The sequence below is a fragment of the Pantoea sp. 22096 genome (assembly GCF_052045955.1).
GTDB lineage: Bacteria > Pseudomonadota > Gammaproteobacteria > Enterobacterales > Enterobacteriaceae > Pantoea > Pantoea alfalfae.
In genome coordinates, this window is record NZ_JBQEPW010000010.1 from 13900 (window position 1) to 31236 (window position 17337).

Annotated in this window: 15 protein-coding genes; 4 read left to right on the forward strand and 11 right to left on the reverse strand. The window is 55.6% G+C overall.

The annotated features are described in order from the left end of the window. The 7 genes from tatA to udp form a co-directional block, all read right to left on the reverse strand. Window positions 1–255 (reverse strand): Sec-independent protein translocase subunit TatA, encoded by a 255-nt coding sequence (gene tatA, locus ACTJKZ_RS20335; protein WP_150013208.1) that lies wholly within the window; start codon window positions 253–255, stop codon window positions 1–3. Between the two features lie 109 nt (window positions 256–364). Beyond that, on the reverse strand, window positions 365–2002 hold the full coding sequence (gene ubiB, locus ACTJKZ_RS20340; RefSeq protein ID WP_150013210.1) for a ubiquinone biosynthesis regulatory protein kinase UbiB: 1638 nt from the start codon (window positions 2000–2002) through the stop codon (window positions 365–367). Continuing rightward, window positions 1999–2604: a ubiquinone biosynthesis protein UbiJ gene (ubiJ, locus tag ACTJKZ_RS20345; RefSeq protein ID WP_253420692.1), complete on the reverse strand. Its 606-nt coding sequence runs from the start codon at window positions 2602–2604 to the stop codon at window positions 1999–2001. Before ubiJ ends, ubiB begins: the two co-directional genes overlap by 4 nt. An 11-nt stretch (window positions 2605–2615) precedes the next feature. Beyond that, complete coding sequence (gene ubiE / locus ACTJKZ_RS20350) at window positions 2616–3374, reverse strand: bifunctional demethylmenaquinone methyltransferase/2-methoxy-6-polyprenyl-1,4-benzoquinol methylase UbiE (RefSeq protein WP_008926452.1); 759 nt, start codon at window positions 3372–3374, stop codon at window positions 2616–2618. A gap of 75 nt (window positions 3375–3449) precedes the next feature. Continuing rightward, on the reverse strand, window positions 3450–4949 hold the full coding sequence (rmuC, locus tag ACTJKZ_RS20355; protein ID WP_222924745.1) for a DNA recombination protein RmuC: 1500 nt from the start codon (window positions 4947–4949) through the stop codon (window positions 3450–3452). An 85-nt stretch (window positions 4950–5034) separates the two neighbouring features. Further along, on the reverse strand, window positions 5035–6303 hold the full coding sequence (locus ACTJKZ_RS20360; protein WP_222924746.1) for a tetratricopeptide repeat protein: 1269 nt from the start codon (window positions 6301–6303) through the stop codon (window positions 5035–5037). 92 nt (window positions 6304–6395) lie between these two features. After that, entirely contained in the window at window positions 6396–7157 is a 762-nt protein-coding gene (gene udp / locus ACTJKZ_RS20365) for a uridine phosphorylase (RefSeq protein ID WP_161733927.1), read from the reverse strand. A gap of 304 nt (window positions 7158–7461) precedes the next feature. Here udp and ACTJKZ_RS20370 point away from each other — a divergent pair, with 304 nt between their 5' ends. Beyond that, a complete protein-coding gene (locus tag ACTJKZ_RS20370) occupies window positions 7462–8295 on the forward strand; it encodes a dienelactone hydrolase family protein (protein ID WP_161733925.1) in 834 nt (277 codons plus the stop codon). A gap of 50 nt (window positions 8296–8345) precedes the next feature. Here the strand turns inward: ACTJKZ_RS20370 and metE are convergent, their stop codons facing one another. Then, on the reverse strand, window positions 8346–10616 hold the full coding sequence (gene metE, locus ACTJKZ_RS20375) for a 5-methyltetrahydropteroyltriglutamate--homocysteine S-methyltransferase (protein ID WP_161733923.1): 2271 nt from the start codon (window positions 10614–10616) through the stop codon (window positions 8346–8348). Window positions 10617–10760: 144 nt separating this feature from the next. Between metE and metR the strand changes: the two genes are divergently transcribed. Both metR and ACTJKZ_RS20385 read left to right on the forward strand, forming a co-directional pair. Beyond that, entirely contained in the window at window positions 10761–11687 is a 927-nt protein-coding gene (gene metR, locus ACTJKZ_RS20380; protein ID WP_161733921.1) for an HTH-type transcriptional regulator MetR, read from the forward strand. Window positions 11688–11770: 83 nt separating this feature from the next. Further along, window positions 11771–12250: a DUF1456 family protein gene (locus tag ACTJKZ_RS20385; protein ID WP_010257278.1), complete on the forward strand. Its 480-nt coding sequence runs from the start codon at window positions 11771–11773 to the stop codon at window positions 12248–12250. A gap of 511 nt (window positions 12251–12761) precedes the next feature. Here ACTJKZ_RS20385 and ACTJKZ_RS20390 read toward each other — a convergent pair. Beyond that, the gene (locus ACTJKZ_RS20390) at window positions 12762–13625 is read right to left on the reverse strand and encodes a carboxylate/amino acid/amine transporter (RefSeq protein ID WP_222924749.1); all 864 of its coding nucleotides are present in this window, start codon (window positions 13623–13625) and stop codon (window positions 12762–12764) included. Between the two features lie 374 nt (window positions 13626–13999). On the opposite strand from ACTJKZ_RS20390, the gene glpT reads away from it, so the two are divergent. After that, window positions 14000–15340, forward strand: a complete 1341-nt coding sequence (gene glpT, locus ACTJKZ_RS20395; protein WP_161733917.1) for a glycerol-3-phosphate transporter — start codon at window positions 14000–14002, stop codon at window positions 15338–15340. 46 nt (window positions 15341–15386) lie between these two features. On the opposite strand, the gene yigL is transcribed toward glpT, so the two are convergent. Continuing rightward, window positions 15387–16187 (reverse strand): sugar/pyridoxal phosphate phosphatase YigL, encoded by an 801-nt coding sequence (gene yigL / locus ACTJKZ_RS20400; RefSeq protein ID WP_033784698.1) that lies wholly within the window; start codon window positions 16185–16187, stop codon window positions 15387–15389. Between the two features lie 52 nt (window positions 16188–16239). Beyond that, window positions 16240–17232 carry a lysophospholipase L2 gene (gene pldB, locus ACTJKZ_RS20405; RefSeq protein ID WP_440829993.1) on the reverse strand — a complete coding sequence of 331 codons (993 nt, stop codon included), beginning with the start codon at window positions 17230–17232 and terminating at the stop codon, window positions 16240–16242. Window positions 17233–17337: the final 105 nt, after the last annotated feature.

Consider the following 17337-nt stretch of genomic DNA (forward strand, 5'->3'; position numbering starts at 1 on the left):
TTACACCTGCTTGTCGTTCTTGGCGTCTTCTTTGTTAGCCGAAGTTTGCTGTTTGTCCGCCAGTGTTTTGGCCGCGAAGTCAGCGTCCTGCTCTTTCGGTTGATCCTTTTTGTCATCCTCATCACTCATGGCTTTTTTGAAGCCACGAATCGAAGAACCTAAATCTGAACCCAGATTACGTAATTTGTTGGTACCGAACAGAAGAACAACAATCACGGCAATGATTAACAATTGCCAGATACTGATACCGCCCATGAGATAGCCTCTAATATTCTGTGAAAACGATAAGGTAATGCAGGACAGAGTGCCCTTTTTAACCGGGCTTTAGCCAGCGACATTACCTTTTTTTAAACAGACGTGACAATCAGTTTGTCTTACGCCAGCCGATTAACCAGGAGACGATTCCCGCTGCCATCAGTACCGCCGGGAAGAAGTCCCAGTCCGGTCGGGTGAGCAGCACCGCCGTTCCACTTAACAGCAACGTTGCACCGACACCAAACAGGTATCGCGCCTGATGGTGACGGACGCGTTGCGCATTCATGTCGCCCACTAACTTATCGACGCTGTGCCGTAAGAGTTTGTGCTGGCGCATGCTGTCGTAAAAGAGTTCTGGCAACTCAGGTAACTTTTCAGCCCAGAATGGCGCTTTCTCTTTGACCGCACGAATAATAGCGGGCAAACCGACCTGATCCTTAATCCACTCTTCCAGGAACGGCTTAGCTGTCTTCCACAGGTCGAGCTGCGGATAGAGCTGACGACCAATACCTTCCACATAGAGCAGAGTTTTTTGCAGTAATACCAGTTGCGGCTGCACTTCCATATTAAAGCGACGTGCGGTGTTAAACAGGTTCAGCAGCACATGGCCGAAGGAGATCTCAGCAAGCGGTTTTTCAAAAATCGGTTCACAAACCGTACGGATCGCAAACTCGAAATCTTCAACATTGGTATCGGGCGGCACCCAGCCTGAGTCAACGTGCAACTCTGCGACCTTACGGTAGTCACGGTTGAAGAAAGCGATGAAGTTTTCCGCCAGATAACGCTTATCTTCTTTGTTCAGCGACCCCACGATACCGCAGTCGATACCGATATATTGCGGGTCTTCAGGATGCTCATAGCTGACAAAAATGTTGCCCGGATGCATATCCGCATGGAAGAAGCTGTCGCGGAAGACCTGGGTGAAGAAGACCTGCACACCACGCTCTGCCAGCAGCTTCATGTTCACGCCATGACGCTCCAGTGTGGCAACGTCTGAAATCGGAATGCCGTAGATGCGCTCCATCACCATCATGGTTTCGCTACAGTAATCTGAATAGACTTCCGGCACATAGAGCATGCGGCTATCTTCAAAGTTCCGGCGCAGCTGAATAGCGTTAGCGGCTTCGCGTAACAGATTCAGTTCATCAAGCAGGGTTTTCTCATAATCGCGCACCACCTCGACCGGACGCAGACGACGGCCATCCGGCAGCAGACGCGGAACCCAGCGTGCCAGCCGATAGATCAGCTTCATGTCCGCTCGGATCACCGGCAAAATATCGGGGCGAATCACCTTGATGACCACTTTCTTACCGGTCGATTTCAGCGTGGCGGTGTGTACCTGCGCAATGGATGCCGATGCCAGTGGCTTGATATCAAAATCATCAAACCAGGTTTCAATCGGCGCGCCCATTGAGGCTTCAATCTGCGCTTTGGCTTTGACGCCATCGAACGGCGCAACGCGGTCCTGCAGGATCGCCAGTTGATCGGCGATCAGCGGCGGGAAAAGATCACGACGCGTCGACAGCATCTGGCCAAACTTGATCCAGACCGGCCCAAGTTGCTCCATCGCCATGCGCATACGTGCACCGATCAGTTCCTGCTGATGCAGATTCGGGATCCAGAAAACCGAACGACGCCACAGGCGAAACAGGAAAGTGAGGCGTGTCTGAGGAATCAGTTCATCAAGGCCATAGGTCAGAAAGACCTTCATGATCAGATATAAACGGCGGATCTCTCCAAAACTCATTTTGCCTCCAGCTGCGCCAGACGCGCATCAAGCGCCTCAAGCGAACGTTCCATCGCGTCGACCTCCTCAGAAAACCAGGCTAACTCCAGCGAGCCAGGCGCAACACGCCACTCTTCGGTAATGGCCTGTCCGAGATAATCCTGGCGACGCTGCACTTCACCTTTGAAAAAGCGAAATGCCTGTTGTGAGCGCTGACTGATACCCTGAGCGGCGATATCACCGACCCAGGGAGCCAGATATTCTGCCGGATCCAGCTCAGCCAGATCCATTAGCGCAGAGAACTGCTGCACCACCTGCAGGTCACCTTCAACCTGCAGCTCACCGCTGCGGATGAGCGGCGTCAGCTGCTGACGATCGCGCAGCTTTGGCAGCGTTTTCAGCGAAGTAATCACCGTGCAGTCACTGCGATCCTGCCAGTCCGCGAGTACGTCCAGTCGCTGCTCACTGAAAACAAGCACCAGCGGATGCGAAAACTCACTCAGGCGCAGCGTCAGCACTTTGCCATTCAGGCGTTGCCGCGCCGCTTTCAGGCCACGATCGCGATAGAGAATACGGTTCAGCGCCGTTTCCAGTCCTGCGGTAATCAAGGGCGTCAGGTTCATTACCATCTCACTCAGAACTTAAATCCACGATGCAACGCAACAATGCCGCCGGTCATATTGGAGTAAGTGGTATTTTCAAAACCGACATCGTTCATCATCGCTTTCAGGGTCTCCTGATCGGGATGCATGCGGATTGATTCGGCCAGATAGCGATAGCTCTCTGCATCCTGCGCCACCAGCTGTCCGATGCGCGGCAGAATGTGGAACGAGTAGGCGTCATACGCTTTGCTCAGCGGATCCAGAACAGGCTTAGAGAACTCCAGCACCAGCAGGCGTCCGCCCGGCTTAAGGACACGGAACATGGAGGCCAGCGCCTTCTCTTTTTCCGTAACGTTGCGCAGACCAAAGGAGATAGTGATGCAGTCGAAATAGTTATCAGGGAAAGGCAGAGCTTCTGCGTTGGCCTGGACGTAACTTACGTTGCCCACCACGCCCTGATTGCGCAGTTTCTCGCGGCCCATCTTCAGCATGGAGCTGTTGATATCCGCCAGGACAACCTGACCGGTTTCGCCCACCAGGCGAGAGAATTTGGCGGTGAGATCGCCGGTACCCCCCGCCAGATCTAACACGCGCTGACCGCGACGTACGCCGCTGCTGTCAATGGTAAAACGCTTCCAGATACGATGGACGCCAAACGACATCAAATCGTTCATCAGGTCATATTTTGCTGCTACGGAGTGAAATACATCCGCGACTTTGTCAGCTTTTTCGCTTTTGGCGACCGTCTGAAAGCCAAAATGGGTAGTTTCCTGCTGTGATTCATCTGCCATCGGTTTTACCTGCTCCACAAACAATACTTCCCGAAGTGTATCAGAGTCACGGAAGTCAGGCACGCTGCGCCCATACTATTCGTGGAGGCGCCTCACACGCCTCTCACTCTCATCCGCATCCCTGTCGTCATCTGCATCGTCAGCGGCCCGGTTTTCCGGCATGGCCCGTTCGGCCAGCTGAGGATTAATGGGTCGTTTGATCTCAACGCCCAGCGCACGAAATCCTTCCGTCTGCGCAATCAGGTTGCCGCGCCCTTCTGCCAGCTTTTTCATCGCCTCGCGATAGCTGTTCTGCGCCTTATCCAGGCTGTGACCAATGCCGCTCATGTCATCGACAAACAGTCGCATCTTGTCATAGAGGCGCGTAGCCCGGTCAGCAATACGCTGCGCATTACGGCTCTGATGCTCATAGCGCCAGAGATTGTTAATGGTACGCAGCGCCACCAGCAGCGTGGTGGGACTGACCAGCATAATGTTCTGCTGCAGCGCCTCGCCAATCAGCTCAGGCTGGCGGTCAATCGCCAGCAAAAAGGCCGGCTCGACCGGAATGAACATCAACACATAATCCAGCGACCGTAAACCGGGCAATTGTTGATAATCTTTTCGTCCCAGCAGGCGAATGTGCGCCCGCATGGCGCTGACATGCTCCTGGATCGCCTGCTCACGTTCGATCTCATCATCCGCATTGAAGTAGCGTTCATAGGCCACCAGCGTCATTTTGGCGTCCACCACGACATCTTTGCCCTGCGGCAGACGCACAATGACATCCGGTTGCATCCGGCCCTGCTGTTCTGACTGGATGCTGACCTGAGTTTCATATTCGTAGCCTTCACGCAGCCCGGAGGCCTCCAGTACACGGCTCAGCACCACTTCACCCCAGTTACCCTGGATTTTATTGTCGCCCTTGAGCGCTTTGGTCAGGTTAAGCGCCTCCTGTGCCATCTGCGCATTCAGCTGCTGTAACTGCCGGATTTCATGAGTCAGGGTGTGCCGTTCACGCGCTTCTGCCCCAAAGCTTTCATGCACCTGACGGCGAAAGCCATCCAGCTGTTCACGCAGCGGGCCAATCAGCCCGTCCAGACTCTGACGGTTCTGTTCATCGACACGACGGCCGCTGTTTTCGAAAATACGGTTGGCGAGGTTTTCAAACTGGGCGCTGAGGCGTTGTTCGCTGTTGGTCAGCAGGCGCTGTTTCTCTTCAGCCGCGAAACGTGTCTCTTCAAGGCGGATGGTCACTTCGCGCAGCTCCGCTTCCTGTGCGCTGTTAACCTCCAGCTGATTGCGCAGTTCACGATTAAGCTGTTCGCTTTCATTGCGCCAGTAATCGAGCTGTTGCAGACGCTCATTGGCCCCGCTCAGCGCGCCATGAAGCTGACGCAGTTCCTGCTCACGCTGCTGCGTCTGCTGCTGAAGCTGTTCGATCTGCTGCTGCTGGCGCTGTTGCGCCTCTTCCTGCAGACGGCGCTCGGTCTGAAAACTGGCGACCTGATGGCCGGCACGTAACTGTGCCAGCATCCAGCCAATCCCCAACCCGGCAAGCGCCAGACAGGCGCTGATAATGATGTGCTGATCCATGATTTCCCCGCGACTCAGGCTGCTGAGGAAAAAGGTAGAGTCGCACTGTATGAATGTCCAGATAAATTTACCGGCATTCAGCGCCTTACAGGGCCGCTACCGTCAGCTTTCCAGCCTGCCACTCATCAATCAGGAAGAATGGCATCGGCAAAAGCCACTCGCCGTTTTTGACCTGCGCCAGATAATGCCAGGTTGTCTCGCCAGAAGTGATCGCGACGCGCTGTCTGCTCCCTTCAGGAGCGCTGGATTTACCGGTCATACTGGCAAAGCCGGCATTGCTGCCTACGTGGAAATGCGGCGTCTGCCAGCGCACGGGCGCATGATCAGGCCACGCCTGGGCCTGATGAAAGTTGAACAGTTCATCATGGCTCAGGAGGCTTTCACGCACTGTGGGCCATAACGCCACTTTGAGGAAATATTGATCGGTGAAGCGCTGGCTGCCCTGATACTGTGCAATGAAATCACGCATCGCCTGCTCCACATTCCGGAAAACACCGTGACAGCCGCCCCACATCCCTGCCAGCAGCAGTTCGGTATGGGAGAAGTAGTCACGCATATGGTGGAACCAGTAAGGCGATGCCAGCCAGGCGTTAACCGCCGCCGCTTCGCGCTCTGAAAGCAGCGAGTCGGCATCGCGCACGATAAAACGCTTCACGTCAGGATCGTCGAGCACCAGAAAGCGCCACAGGGTCGGAAACAGCGTTTTTTCGTGAGACATATCGACCAGTTGCACATGTGGCTGGTCCAGGCGCTGCCAGACATGCTGCGGCACGCTGTCATCAAGGTAGATGCGGCAAACCCAGCCGGGATAGAACTCAGGCGCCACCTCAACATTTTTAATCAGCGTTTCGCAATAGCGTGGCTGATCGCCATACAGGCAGAAGGCGATGACATTCTGATGTGGCTGGCTGAGATCGACAGGCTCAGGTTGCGGAGCAGGAAACGCGGCACGCTGTCCCTGACTGAAACGCGCATCAGAGCGCATTAGCGATGTCAGACCAAAACGTGCCACCTCTTCCTTTTTACCCAGCCAGCCGCACACTTCGGTTAAGCCATCCAGCCAGGTTTCAGAGGCGGTAGCCTGCACAGCGGGCGGTGACTGATAAATCTTCTGGTAGATTTTGTACGATTTATTGTACTGACCCAGACGCAGCAGGCAGAGCGCGTAGTCGCTCAGCACCTGCATCTGATTGGGCATGGAGCGCAGGACTTCTTCGCAGCACTGAGCAGCCAGCGCGTGGTTACCCTGCTGCATGGCGGCGCGAAAACGTTCGGCGCTGCGTTCCAGACGGGCATTGATTGCCGCAGGATTAGCGCCAGGGACAGGACGTCGGACAGGAATCGTATTGCGCATAAACACTCTCAGGTTTCACTGATGTTACGCGCCGTTAACTACCGGCAACAGGTTTTGAGTCTGGACAAAAAACCTGTTGCCCGACGCGGTCATTATAATAAACGACGCGCCGCTTCGACCACAATCTTCACTGCGTCACTTTCTGTCTGCTTCATGGTGACCGCATCCGGAATCTCTTTCTGAGTACGGTTCACAATCACGCCCGCGACCATGCCGGCCCGCAGACCCTGGCTGGCGCACATGGTTAACAGCGTTGCAGATTCCATCTCATAGTTAAGCACGCCCATCTCCTGCCACTCTTTCATCGATCCTTTGAAACGACTGACGACACGGCCTGAAACAGTGTCGTAGCGCTCCTGGCCCGGATAGAAGGTGTCAGAAGAGGCGGTGATGCCAATGTGGGTTTTCGCGCCACAGGCTTCAGCGGCGGCAACCAGTGCGGTGGTGCAGGCGAAGTCAGCGACAGCCGGGAATTCCATCGGGGCAAAATGCAGGCTTGCTCCGTCCAGGCGAACGGACGCGGTGGTCACCAGCACATCGCCGACGTTAATGTGTGGCTGGATAGCACCTGTGGTACCGACTCGCAGGAAGGTACGCACGCCAAGCTGCGCCAGCTCTTCGACCGCAATCGATGTAGAAGGACCGCCGATGCCCGTTGAGCAGACAATGACCGGCTTGCCATCAAGTTTAGCCAGCCAGGAGGTAAATTCACGGTGTGAGGCGAGATGCGTGGCATCTTCCATCAGTCCGGCAATTTTCTTCACACGCTCCGGGTCACCCGGCACAATCGCCAGGGTCGCGCCCTGCAGATCGGCTTTTGTCAGGCCAAGATGGAAAACGTCAGACTGTGTCATTTTCAGACTCCTGTTAAGGGAAGGTAGCGCGCCACTCTACGCCAGCACGCCCGATAAATATGTGACAAAATTCACTTAAGAAAATGAAAGTTACATTTCCCGGAACATAAAATGTGATTTTAATCACATAATTACGTCTTATTCATCCGGATAGCCCTCAGCGAGGCTGTGTCAGGGTCGGCGCAATGTTAAAGAGGTGGATGATTTTATTCGCTGTTGATTGTGTTAACCGACACCTGGACGCAGACGCTTTACGGCCAGGCTATAGTTACGTGATTGCGTAAATGCTTGCACGGAGAGAATAATGAAACCCAGTGACAATATGGCACAAAAACCGGCGACGGGCGGCTTTGCCCCTGCCGTGCAGCCCACCGCCTCTACCACCATTATTACCGAAAGCCCGGCCATTCACTCAGGTGAAACCTCAGTGCCCAGCCAGGGCGAAAACATGCCGGCATTTTTTGCAAAACCGCACTCAGCGGAAGGCCCATTGCCTGTGGTGCTGGTGGTGCAGGAGATCTTTGGTGTCCATGAGCACATCCGGGACATCTGCCGCCGTCTGGCGCTGGAAGGCTATCTGGCGATTGCGCCTGAGCTCTATTTCCGCGAAGGCGACCCGACTGAGTATAACGATATCCCGACGCTGTTCAGCGAGCTGGTCAGCAAAGTGCCTGACACCCAGGTGCTGGCCGATCTCGATCATGCCGCTAACTGGGCGGCACGCAACGGCGGCGATATCCGTCGCATGGGCATCACCGGTTTTTGCTGGGGTGGCCGCATCAGTTGGCTCTACGCCGCGCATAACCCACAGCTACGCGCCGCGGTTGCCTGGTATGGGCGACTGACCGGCGAGCGCACGCTGAAGCAGCAGAAGCATCCTATTGATATTGCGATCGACCTGAATGCGCCAGTATTAGGTTTGTATGGTGGCCAGGATGAGGGTATCCCGCTGGAGAGCGTCGAGCAGATGCGTCAGGCACTCCATGCCGCCAATGCAACCGCCGAGATCATCGTCTATCCCGAAGCGGGCCATGCCTTTAATGCTGACTATCGTGCAAGCTATCATGCTGAATCAGCCAATGATGGCTGGCAGCGGATGCTGGCCTGGTTCAGGCAGTATGGCGTGGCATCAAAATAAATAAACAGGGGCGCTTCGGCGCCCCTGTTTATTGCCATCCGGTCCCATTCCTACGCCGTCTCACCACGCAATTTCTTTGCCGCCGTCACCATATTGGCCAGCGCCTGACGTGTTTCCGTCCAGCCACGCGTTTTCAGACCGCAGTCCGGGTTTACCCATAGACGCGCTTCCGGAATCCGTTTCGCCGCCTTCAGCAACAGCGCCTCTATCCACGCCACGCTGGGGACATTAGGCGAGTGAATGTCATAGACGCCGGGGCCGATTTCATTCGGGTAGTCGAAGTGTTCGAACGACTCCAGTAAGTCCATGTCAGACCGTGAGGTTTCAATCGTGATCACATCAGCATCCAGTGCAGCGATGGCGTCCATGATGTCGTTGAACTCGCAGTAACACATATGCGTATGAATCTGGGTTTCATCCCGCGCCACCGCCGCATTCAGCCGGAACGCCTCCACTGCCCAGTTCAGATAGTCTGCCCACTCAGACTGATGCAGTGGCAGACCTTCACGCAGTGCAGGCTCATCGATCTGAATAATACCAATGCCTGCTTTCTCCAGGTCTTCCACTTCGTCACGCAGCGCCAGCGCGATCTGCTTTGCGATAGTTTCCCGTGGCACATCTTCACGCGGGAATGACCAGCAGAGAATCGTCACCGGGCCGGTCAGCATTCCTTTTACCGGCTTGTCAGTCAGCGACTGAGCATATCGGGCCCACTCGACGGTAATCGCCTCTGGGCGACTGACATCGCCGATGATCACAGGCGGTTTCACACAGCGGGAACCGTAACTCTGTACCCAGCCATTCTGGGTAAAGACAAATCCCTCCAGATGCTCGCCGAAGTACTCAACCATGTCGTTACGTTCTGCTTCACCGTGAACCAGCACATCCAGTCCCAGCCGCTCCTGTTCGATGATCGCCTGTTTAATATGCTCCGCGATGCCGGTGCGGTAATGATTACTGTCGAGACGGCCCTGCTTAAAATCGAGGCGCAGGCCGCGAATTTCAGTGGTCTGTGGAAAAGAACCGATCGTCGTGGTGGGCCAGGCGGGCAGATTGAAACGCTGACGCTGCAGAAGTGCCCGCACCGGGTAGGCGCTCAGACGTTCACTGTGCTGTGGCGTAATGGCCTGAAGACGCTGGCCTACCGCGGCATTATGCACACGGCGGGAATAAGCACGGGCGCGCACCGGTGCGCTCCAGGCCTCCAGCGAGGCGGGATCATTCGTGTTGAGTGCCTGACTCAGCAGCGAGAGCTCTGTACATTTTTGCAGCGCAAAGGCGAACCAGCTTTTGACTTCATCATCCAGCCGGGTCTCGACGCCGAGATCGATCGGACTGTGCAGCAGCGAGCAGGAGGAGCCAATCCACACCTGTTCACGCGCTCTGGTCAGCGGTTGCAGGCGACTGAACCAGCGGCTCAGATCGGCACGCCAGACGTTACGTCCGTTGATCACGCCAAGCGACAGCAGCCAGCTGGCGGGCAGTTGCTGATTCAGCTGCTCAATATCATCGCGGCCATGAACCAGATCGATATGCAGGCCCTGCACCGGCAGCGCACGAATCACATCAATGTTCTGTCCGATGCTGTCAAAATAGGTGGTCAGCAGCAGCTTACTGTTACCCTGCAGCGCGTCATACGTCGGCTGGAAGGCTTCGCGCCACGTCTGCGGCAGTTCCAGTGCCAGGGCGGGTTCATCAATCTGTACCCATTCGATGCCGCGCTTCGCCAGTTCTGCCAGCACCTGCTGGTAAACCGGCAGAATCCTTTCCAGCAGCGACAGACGTTCAAAGGGCTCACCTTTAACTTTACCCAGCCACAGATACGTCACCGGTCCCAGCAGCACCGGTTTGATGTTGTGGCCCAGCGCCAGCGCCTCATCCACCTCATCCAGCAGCTGAGTCCAGGTAAGTTTAAAGGTCTGGTCCTGAGTAAATTCCGGCACCATGTAGTGATAGTTGGTGTTAAACCATTTCGTCATTTCTGCCGCCGCCGCAGGCTCGCCAGTCGGCGCACGACCGCGCCCCAGACGAAACAGCGTGTCGAGATCAACGGTCCCCTCTTTGTTCTGATGACGCGTGGGTATGTTGCCCAGCAGCAGGCTGGTAGTCAGCACATGATCATACCAGGCAAAATCGCCGACCGGCAGCAGATCGACGCCCGCCTCTTTCTGCTGTTGCCAGTGTCGCGCACGCAGCTCGCGGCCCGTCTCCAGTAAGGCCTGCTGCGTGCTGTCGCCTGCCCAGTAACGCTCCAGTGCTTTTTTCAGTTCACGGCGCAGGCCAATTCGGGGAAAGCCGAGGGTATGGTTGAGGATAGTCATGTGCTGTTCTCCAGATAATCTTTCACTTTGGCTTAAATGGGCAGCCAAAGATGTTTAGCCGTCCAGATGTTTACACTGCTATACTCTGCGGGTACTGTATGTTGCTCAAGCGCAATATGTTCATTTTCGATGTGAAGGACTCTCATGATCGAACTCAAGCACCTGCGGACGCTTCAGGCTCTGCGCAATACGGGATCGCTGGCGGCGGCGGCAGCCCAGCTTCATCAGACGCAGTCGGCGTTGTCTCACCAGTTCAGCGATCTGGAGCAGCGGCTGGGATTCCGCCTGTTCGTCCGTAAAAGTCAGCCACTGCGCTTTACGCCGCAGGGCGATATTCTGCTGCAGCTGGCAGAGCAGGTGCTGCCGCAGATTCAGCAGGCGTTGCAGGCCTGCCATGAGCCGCATCAGACCACGCTGCGGGTGGCGATTGAGTGTCACAGCTGCATTCAGTGGCTGACCCCGGCGCTGGATAAATTCCGTCAGAGCTGGCCGCAGGTGGTGATGGATTTTAAATCGGGCGTGACCTTTGATCCGCAGCCTGCTCTGCAGCAGGGTGAGCTGGATGTGGTGCTGACCTCCGACATTCTGGCGCGCTCGGGCCTGTTCTACTCACCGATGTTTGATTATGAAGTACGGCTGGTACTGGCGACGGATCACCCGCTGGCCCAGGTTGAGCAGATTTCGCCGGAAGATTTAGCCGATGAAGTGCTGATGATCTATCCGGTGCAGCGTCAGCGTCTGGATATCTGGCGTCACTTCCTGCAGCCCGCTGGCGTCAGCCCGGCCCTGAAAAGTGTGGATAATACCCTGCTGATGATTCAGATGGTGTCGGCACGGATGGGGATTGCCGCACTGCCGCACTGGGTGGTAGAGAGTTTTGAGAAGCAGGGTCTGGTCGTCACGCGCACACTAGGTGATGGACTTTGGAGCCGTCTTTATGCAGCCGTACGCGAAGGAGAACAGCGTCAGCCGGTGCTGGAAGCCTTTATCCGCTTTGCCCGACAGCACGCCTGTGAGCATCTGCCGTTTGTGCGTGACGCCGCGCGGCCTGGTGCCGTGTTACAGCGGTAATCCGACGGACACAAACCTGCGCGAACGCGGGCAAAATCCCCTATAATGCGCAGCCTGTCGACTGACCATGAGAAGATCTCACCATGACTAACAATGATATTCTGCGCAGCGTGCGCTACATGCTCAACCTGAGCGATGCCAAAATGGTGGAGATTTTTGCGCTGGCACAATGTGACGTGCCGCTGGCGGATATTCAGGCGTGGCTGAAAAAAGATGACGATGCTGCGTTCCGTCCCTGCCCCGATGTGCTGATGGGTTATTTCCTGAATGGCCTGATCTTCTACCGTCGCGGCAAAAGTGAAGATGCGCCCGCGCCGTCGATTGAGCGCAAGATGACCAATAACATCTTCATGAGAAAGCTGCGTATCGCTTTTGATCTGAAAACCACCGACATTCCTGATGTACTGAAGCGCGTGAATTTTACCGTTTCACAGGCTGAGATTGGTGCGATTTTCCGCAAACCTGATCATAAGAACTACCGCGAATGCGGCGATCAGATTCTGCGTAACTTCCTGAAAGGGCTGGCGATGATTCAGCGCCCTAAGAGTGAGAAGCCTGCTTAACGTCTGTGGCTGATCGCTTCGGGTACCTGCGTGGTCAGAAGTGGCGCATCTGATCGCAAAGAAAGCCTGCATCCATGCAGCACGGCCTCGCCATCCCTGGCTCGGACGCTTTGCTCCTCAGTTGCGCCACCTCTTCCCTCAAGCTTCTTCATGGCTTTTTAATCAGCAACACCAGGCCAGCTCTGGGGAGTGAAAGCGGGTCATCGGTGGAGCGTTCGTCGCAGGGGGAAAAAGCGCCGGGGGCATTTCTGAACCATCCTGTAAGATTCCTTCGCGATCGCATACGCCAGCTCCATCGCGAATGCTCTACGTTTCAGCGACCCATCCCCTCCTTCATATTCGCTCTGAGCCCCTGGTTCTACTGCGATGATGCTGTTAAGTCTCCAGGGCTGGCGCGTCTGAAGAGCGAAGCGTCCGGGCCAGGAATGGCCCGGCCGATCCACAGGGATGTGAGATTCCTTCGCGATCGGACGCGCCAGCCCGGGAGGCCGCACCCATGCAACAGGCCTGTTTATGACAGGTCACCGCGCCCCACCACCCAGCGCTTATGCACCCACAGCGAGGCAAGAATCACCAGCGCGCCCGCAATAAAGCTCGGCCAGTGCGGTTTTTCCTGCCAGATAGCCAGATTCACCAGCAGCCCGGCAGGCACGTGCATGTTATTCATAATGCCCAGCGTACCGGCATCAACCTGCGTCGCACCGTAGTTCCACATAAAATAGCCGAGACCGGAAGCCGCAACGCCCAGCCAGACCAGAATGCCCCACTGCAATGAGGTGGTCGGCAATTTCTGCGGATTGCCCCAGGCACACCAGGCGATCACCGCAATCAACACCGCCCCCAGGTAGAACCATGAGAAGGCCGTATGCTGTGGCATGGGACGGGTCTCCTGCAGACGTTTATAGCCCACCATGCCAGCCGCGAAGCAGATGTTTGCCAGTTGCACTAACAGCAGACCGAACCAGAAATGATCGCTGACTTTGTCATAGCGAATAATGGCCGCGCCAGCCACCGCCAGCAGCGCACTGAAGATATAGCCTATGCGCAGTGGACGACGGCTGATCAGATCGTAAATCAGCGTCACATAAAGCGGCGTCATCACCGTAAACAGCAGGAATTCTGACACGCTAAGGTAGAGATAGGCTTCGAAGCTCAGCAGATACATCACCCCCAGTTGCAGCATCCCCACCAGCATATAAAGCAGCAGCGTTGAAAGGCGATGACCACGCCAGCGCAGGAAAGGCAAAAACACCAGCGCAGCCAGCGCCAGCCGCATCAGCACAGAGAACCAGCTATCCACCTGGCCAGCGAGATATTCGCCAATCAGGCTGAACGAAAATGCCCACAGAATGGTGGTAATAATCAATAAAAACACGGCGACGACCCCGAAATTAACAGGCCGTCAGTGTAAACAATGTGCCGCCGTCAGGCTGTGAAATCTGGTTGACATCTGATTATAAACCAGGCAATTAAAAAGCCTCCCGGACAGCCTGCTTACACTTCCTGACATAAAAGTCGAAAGAATAGGTTTTCAGCCACATAAAATGCGCGAAATGATCCATCAGATGATCGCTTCCGCTCCTCATTGTAATAAAACTGTAACAAATGTGTCATTCATCACAGTAACGTTGCGCAACTAACACTATTCTTTGCGCGAAATGGAACATTATGCATCCATTTTGTTCTGCACTTTCCTGCTCCAACCTGCCGGGAATTAAAAACCATAATGTGCCCTGGAGGGCCTCACTGATGCTGAGCATTTTTAAACCTGCACCACGTCAGCCTCAGGTGGCGGAGGATCACGTTGATCCGCTCTACCGTCGTCTGCGCTGGCAAATTTTCATCGGGATCTTCTTTGGTTACGCCGCCTACTATCTGGTCAGAAAAAACTTCGCACTCGCCATGCCCTATCTGGTGGAGCAGGGTTTTTCACGTGGCGATCTCGGTTTTGCCCTGTCCGGCATCTCCATTGCCTACGGCTTTTCAAAATTCATCATGGGATCGGTCTCTGACCGCTCAAACCCGCGCGTCTTCTTACCGGCAGGCCTGATTCTGGCCGCAGCTGTGATGCTGATCATGGGATTCGTCCCCTGGGCGACCTCCAGCATCATGGTGATGTTTGTGCTGCTGTTTATCTGCGGCTGGTTCCAGGGCATGGGCTGGCCTCCGTGTGGACGAACCATGGTTCACTGGTGGTCGCAGAAGGAGCGAGGAAGGATTGTCTCGGTCTGGAACTGTGCGCATAACGTGGGCGGCGGTATTCCGCCTCTGCTGTTCCTGCTCGGTATGGCGTGGTTCAACGACTGGAAAGCGGCACTTTACATGCCCGCGTTTGGCGCGATTGCCATTGCGATTCTGGCCTTTGCGCTAATGCGCGACACGCCGCAATCCTGTGGTCTGCCACCGATTGAAGAGTACAAAAACGACTATCCGCCCGACTACGATGCCAGTCACGAAGAGGAGCTGACGGCAAAACAGATCTTCATGAAGTATGTGCTGCCGAACAAGCTGCTGTGGTACATCGCGCTGGCCAACGTGTTTGTCTATCTGCTGCGCTACGGCATCCTCGACTGGTCACCAACCTATCTGCGCGAAGTCAAACACTTCACGCTGGATAAGTCGTCGTGGGCCTACTTCCTCTATGAATATGCGGGGATTCCGGGAACGCTGCTGTGTGGCTGGATGTCGGACAAAGTGTTTCGCGGTAATCGCGGTGCGACCGGGGTGTTCTTTATGACGCTGGTGACCATCGCGACCGTGATCTACTGGCTCAACCCCGCGGGCAATCCTGGCGTCGACATGGCCTGCATGATCGTGATTGGCTTCCTGATCTACGGTCCGGTGATGCTGATTGGTCTGCATGCGCTGGAACTGGCACCGAAAAAAGCGGCGGGGACAGCGGCGGGCTTCACCGGCCTGTTCGGCTACCTCGGCGGTTCGGTCGCGGCCAGCGCCATTGTCGGTTACACCGTCGATTACTTCGGCTGGGATGGCGGCTTCATGGTGATGATTGCGGGCTGTGTGCTGGCGGTTATTCTGCTGTTACTGACTATGGTCAGCGAACACAATCACAAAAAGACCCCTGCCTGACGGCAATAAAAAAGGGCCGGATACCGGCCCTTTTTACGCTAACGGCTTAAGCCAGATAGAGCGTGCGCAACGTCTGCGGCACCGCATCATCAGCATTTGAACCGATCACATCCAGCTCCGGCAGCGTATCTTTCAACCGTTGATGGGCGTTCTGCATGATATAGCCCTTACCTGCCATGCTCAGCATCTCCACATCATTCATACCGTCGCCGAAGGCAATGCAGCTTTCCAGTGAATGGCCCAGCGTTTTCGCAACCGCTTCCAGCGCATGGCCTTTCGACACGCCGCCCGCCATGACTTCCAGACAGGTTGGCAGCGAGAAACTGACGTTAACCCGATCGCCCCAGCGCGCTTCAATTGCCTGCTCCATGGGGATCAGATGCTCAGGGTTTTCGCAGGTGAAAAAGACCTTGCTGATGTTGCTGGTTGGCAGCAGACCTGGCTCGTAGACCTGATAGTTGAACACGGACTCGCGGAAATAGTCCTGCTCAGCCGGACTTGAACGGCTGACAAACCACTCATCGTCGCGGTAAACGTGGGTCAGAATATCGCTGTGATGATATTGCAGGCCAAACAGGTCGCTGGCGATATCCTCATCCAGATTATGACTGAACACCAGCTCGCCCTCTGCATTGTGCACGCGCGCACCGTTTGAGGTAATCATATAGGCCGGAATCGCCAGGCTGTCGCGCATCTGTCCGACATCGATATGATGACGACCGGTGGCGAAGACAAAGTGAATATCCTTAGCGACCAGCTGCTGCAGCGTTTCACGTGCAAAAGGGGTCAGGCGATGTTCGGGAGAAAGCAGCGTGCCATCCAGATCGGATGCAACGATGTGATACATGAAAACCTCGGGTATCTGGTTCTGCCGGTTTTTACCGGTCGGATAAATAACGTCAGTGATGCGATGAAAAAAAGTCGACCACTGCATTGAGTGCTTCGGCACGCATCTCATCTTTTTCAAACAGGATCTCGTGACGCGCGCCGTCGATCACCCGTGGTTTATTACCTTCACACGGATAACCCGCAGCAGCCATCGCGGCACAAAACAGGTCCTGCGAACGATTGTCGACCACCCGATCATCGCTGGCCTGTAACAACAGCAGCGGCGTCGTGATCTTATCAGCCTGACTGATGATGTTGCGCCCCGCATGGATGCCTTCACGTACCCAATGGTAGGTCGGCCCACCCACACGAATCGCCGGATCGTCCGCATAAAAACGCAGGTTACGCCGGTAACGCTCGGCGCTATGGGTCAGCCGGTTAATGCCAAACGGATGCGCGCGCCAGCGTCCGGTGCCGAGCGCATAGCCATCGCGTAAGGCTGGACGTTTCTCCGCCCAGTCCAGGATCCGATGGGCCAGAAAAGAGGGCAGCGGTAAGGCGATGCCAAACATGGGTGCCACCAGCGCCACTGCATGAAATGCCTGCGGCTGACGCGCCAGAAACAGCGTTAAAATTGCGCCACCCATTGAGTGAGCCAGCGCATATCGCTGCTGGTAGTGACCGCTGACAATCTCTTTCAGATAGAGCGTTTCAAGATCGTCCACGTAATGCGTAAATTCCGCCACGTGACCACGGTGTGAATCTTCCAGCAGGCGATCGGAACGCCCCTGACCGCGATGATCGAGGATCACCACATCAAATCCGCAGTGAAACAGATCGTACGCCAGCTCAGGATATTTTATGTAACTCTCGATGCGTCCCGGCACAATCAGGATCACACGCTTATGTTGCGGCGATGTGAAGCGGACATAGCGCAGTGTCAGATTACCCACGCCGGTAAACTCTAGCTCCTCACGACTGTGCCAGAAATCGAGCAGCGGCCCGGTGGCGAAGGCAGCAAAGGCTTTTTCTCGTCGCAGCCAACTGGCTTTGTGTTGATTCATTCGCCCTCCTGATGACCGGGTACAGAGTCCTGAATGCCCTGCGCATGCCATAGCGCCGCGCTTATTTCTGGCGTATTGTGTCACAAATCCGCGACTAAAGAGAGC